This is a genomic window from Dietzia sp. B19 (genome assembly GCF_014145155.1).
GTDB classification, from domain to species: Bacteria; Actinomycetota; Actinomycetes; order Mycobacteriales; family Mycobacteriaceae; genus Dietzia; species Dietzia natronolimnaea.
Genome location: NZ_JAALED010000226.1, coordinates 1 through 3,451, shown reverse-complemented (window position 1 = coordinate 3,451; position 3,451 = coordinate 1). Strand labels below are relative to the sequence as shown.

At 70.8% G+C, this 3,451-nt stretch carries 5 protein-coding genes; all 5 read right to left on the bottom strand.

Going from position 1 to position 3,451, the window contains the following annotated elements; genetic code table 11:
* On the bottom strand, nucleotides 1-355 hold a 355-nt coding region (locus G6020_RS07550), incomplete at its 3' end, for a four-helix bundle copper-binding protein (protein ID WP_182610203.1).
* A 41-nt stretch (nucleotides 356-396) separates the two neighbouring features.
* Nucleotides 397-1,599, bottom strand: coding sequence for an MBL fold metallo-hydrolase (locus G6020_RS07545; protein ID WP_182610202.1), 1,203 nt, complete (start codon nucleotides 1,597-1,599; stop codon nucleotides 397-399).
* Between the two features lie 130 nt (nucleotides 1,600-1,729).
* Nucleotides 1,730-2,500 (bottom strand): maleylpyruvate isomerase family mycothiol-dependent enzyme, encoded by a 771-nt coding sequence (locus G6020_RS07540; protein ID WP_182610201.1) that lies wholly within the window; start codon nucleotides 2,498-2,500, stop codon nucleotides 1,730-1,732.
* On the bottom strand, nucleotides 2,497-3,132 hold the full coding sequence (locus G6020_RS07535) for a TetR/AcrR family transcriptional regulator (RefSeq protein WP_182610200.1): 636 nt from the start codon (nucleotides 3,130-3,132) through the stop codon (nucleotides 2,497-2,499). The genes G6020_RS07540 and G6020_RS07535 overlap by 4 nt, the downstream gene beginning before the upstream one ends.
* 70 nt (nucleotides 3,133-3,202) lie before the next feature.
* The coding region (locus tag G6020_RS07530; protein ID WP_182610199.1) for an ATP-binding cassette domain-containing protein at nucleotides 3,203-3,451 on the bottom strand (249 nt) is incomplete at its 5' end.

The following is a 3,451-nucleotide window of genomic DNA, read 5'->3' as shown; positions in this document are numbered from 1 at the left end:
AGGCCTCGGCGCAGATCGCGCAGTGGGCGTGCATGTCCGCGTGGGACCCGCAGTCGTCAGCGCACGTCGCGCACGCGACGCGGCACGCGCTGAGCAACTCCTTGACCGCCCCCGACATCGTCCCGGTCCGGCGACTCAGCACCGACGCGGTGGCCGCGCACACGTCCGCGCAGCCGAGATCGGTGCGGATGCAGTCACGCAGCTCCGCCACCGACTCCTCGGCCAGGCATGCGTCCGCGCAGGCGGTGCAGATGACGGCGCACGCGGACGCGGCGTCGATCGCCTCCGCCAGCAACTCGACGGGCAGACCACCGGTCGGGTGGGGGTGGGACGTGATCATGTCGATGGTGCTCATGGTTCCTCCTGAAGCTCGTTCTGGTGAGGGCGAGGCGGGGGTCAGCGGGTGGCCAGGACGATCCGCTGCAGGTCGTGGCCCACGATCACGTCCCCGCCGTAGCCCTCCTGGGCCCAGTCGTGCCATTGCCGCACGTCCACGACGCCGGAGTAGTCGCCGAGGTGCGTGAGGACCAGTCGCTCGGCGCCGGCGCGCTCGGCGACCTGCCCCACCACCTGGACCTCGACGTGGGACTCTAGGTTGTGCTCGATCATGGCCGGCGGCAGGTTGCCGCCGCGCACGTTGATCGCCTCGTGCACGAGGGTGTCGGTGCCGAGCGCCAACCGGTCCAGGTTCTCGCTGAGGCTGGTGTCCCCGGAGAACGTCACCGACCCGTGCGCGGTGTCGAAGCGGAAGGCGAACGCGGGGAAGACCGGCCCGTGCGGGACGAGGGTGGCGGTGACCCGGACGTTCTGGTCCTCCATGACGAGGAACGGGTCCATCGCCGGGGAGGTGTTGGTGTAGCTGGCGCCGACGTCCGGGATCACGATCTCGTGGACGTCGAACAGCGTGCGCGGGTCGGGCGGTCCACCGGTGGGGCCGTTGTCCCGGAGGAAGATGTTCGACGTGTAGGCGTAGGCCTCGTCCAGCCGCTGCGTCATCTCCGCCGTGCCCGGGGTCGGGCTCTGGGGGGCGACCACCGGAAAGTCCGGGTAGTCGACGTTGGGCGGTCGCAGTCCGCCCGCGGACCCCGGGCCGTGGACGCCGACGGGGGCCACGAGTTTGTCCCCGGCGGCGTTGGCGACCACCCCACCGATGAGCGCGAAGTTGTAGTAGTCCGCGATGTGGTCGGCGTGCAGGTGGGTGAGGAAGATGTCGCTGATCGCCGCCAGTTCCAGGCCCGTGAGCCCGTACTGAGTCACCGCGGACCGGCCGCAATCGATCACGTAGGCGGCCCCGTTGACCACGAGGACCGACGCGATCCCCACCCGCGTCCTCTCCACCATCGGGCCGGCGAGTGTCCCCAGGAGCAGCAGCTCGAGTGGTTCACGCTGCGCCGAGGGGATGCCGTCCGGCGGGGTGCCGCCGGACGACCCGAGGGAGCCGGAGCCCAGGGAACCCGTGAGGCTCTGGGCTCCGGCGGAGCCGCTGCCGAAGCCCACGATTCCGGTCGCAGCGACCGCCCCGCCGAAGGCGGAGAGGAGCGAGCGGCGGCTGAGGCGGGCGGTGGGCGGAGGCGGGGGGAGGGGTTCTGACGGGGGCATGGCGGCGTCCTTCTTCCGGGTTCGAGTCAGAGGCGGCGACGAGCCGGAGAAGTGCGCGCTACCAGCGCGTTGTGCCCGGAATGTAATCTACCTCACACTCGGTTGGATAAAAGCACATTCACGATCCAGGTCAGAACGGGACCTGGGTCCGGAGCAGTCCCTCCGCCGGGGCCCGGCCGCTGAGTGCTCGGCAGAACTCGAACGCGTCCATGGTGAGGTTCTCGCCCGCGCCCGAGTGCCCGCCGTGCTGCCAGCGCCCGCCCGCCGGGCCGGTGAGCTCCAGGTCGTACGCCTGGCCGTGCCGACCGGCCCACTCGGTCACCACGTCGTCGACGATAACCCCCTCGTGTTCCGCGGTCGCCGTCATGGTGGCTCCCGTCGCGGAGGCGATGTCGATGCGGTGCATGAACGGATCGCGGGTGAGGATCACGTCGAAGAGGTAGCCCATGGACCACCACTCGCCGTTGTCCTCCATGGCCTGCTTCCTCATCACGCCCGGCGCGCGCCGCCTGTTCCTGGCCGCCCTGGGGGCCAGTCGGCGCACCTGGGCGATGAGTTCGTCCGTCGACAGGCCGGCGTTCTTCTCCACCTGCAGCGCGGTCATCGCGTCGATCGCGGGGCGGCCCTCGCGCTTGGCGCGCCTGCCGGACGCGACCTGCTGGCGGACCATCTCCGGCCAGCTGGCGAGCATCTGGATCATGCCGAGCATGTGCCCGGCCATCGCGCGCACGTCCCACTCGGTGCAGTCGGTCCGGGTGCCCCACTGCTCGGGGGTGAGGCGGTCGAGCATGTCGGCCACCCGCTCGTACTCGGTCTCGGCCAGGCGCGCGGCGGTGTCGCGGTCCAGCCGGGGCGGTCGCGGGTCGTTCTTCGAGCGGTGTTGCCCGGTTGTCGTGGTCATGGCGGTGTGCCTTCCTGTGTGGTGGTGACCGGGGCGTCGGTCGGGATGCCGACGTCGTGCAGGTACATGTCGACCGCGCGGTCGAAGAGGCGGGCCCAGCGATCGCCGCCGGGGTCGTTGGCGAGTTGGGCGTCCGCCATGCCGCCCACCACCGCCACGTAGAGGTCGATGTCCTCCCGGTCGGTGATCCCGATGGCCGCGAACCGCTGACGCAGACCGTCGAGCACGAGCACCGCGGGCGCGTAGGCCTCGGGGCTGGGTTCGAAGCCGGGGATGGTGCGCTGGTTCATCAGCTGGAACCGGGCGAGGTCGCTCACGCAGAAGTCGAAGTACGCCCGCGCGTACATCCGGACCGTCCCCCGGGCATCGGACGGGCGTCCCTCGTCCAGGGCCAGCATGATGTCGAGGCACTCGGTCCAGGCCTGGGCGAACATGGCGTCGTAGATGGCGTTCTTGGAGTCCACGTGGGAGTACAGCGACGGCGCCTTCATGCCGACGCGGGCCGCGACATCGCGGAGGGTCAGCTGGGCCAGGCCCTGTTCGCGGGCCACCTCCCACGCGGCGTCGATGATCTCCCGCCGTGTCGCCTCACGTCGTTCGGCTGACCTATCGCGATTCGGAGTGCCTAACATGGTTAGGATTGTGCGCCGGTGACCCGCCGGTGTCCAGAGGCGATCGGGTTGCGTTCGGGTCTCGGTGCCGTCACGACGCGTGGGTCTCCAACTCCACAACCTCGTCGGCCCAACTCTCGGCCAACCGCAGATCGTGGGTGATCGCCAGGACGCCCAGGCCTCCGTCGGCCCGCCGGCGGAGGGTGCGGGCGATCGCGGCCGTGCTCAGCGGATCCAGATGGGCGGTGGCCTCGTCGGCGATCAGGTACCGGGGTTCCTGGGCCAGCGCGCGGGCCAGGCAGGCGCGCTGGAGTTGCCCGCCGGAGACCTCCGCCGGGCG

Excerpts from the sequence above, each read along its gene's own strand:
- G6020_RS07545 (WP_182610202.1), bottom strand. The coding sequence starts at position 1,599 with ATGCCCCCGTCAGAACCCCTCCCCCCGCCTCCGCCCACCGCCCGCCTC.
- G6020_RS07540 (WP_182610201.1), bottom strand. The coding sequence starts at position 2,500 with ATGACCACGACAACCGGGCAACACCGCTCGAAGAACGACCCGCGACCG.
- G6020_RS07535 (WP_182610200.1), bottom strand. The coding sequence starts at position 3,132 with ATGTTAGGCACTCCGAATCGCGATAGGTCAGCCGAACGACGTGAGGCG.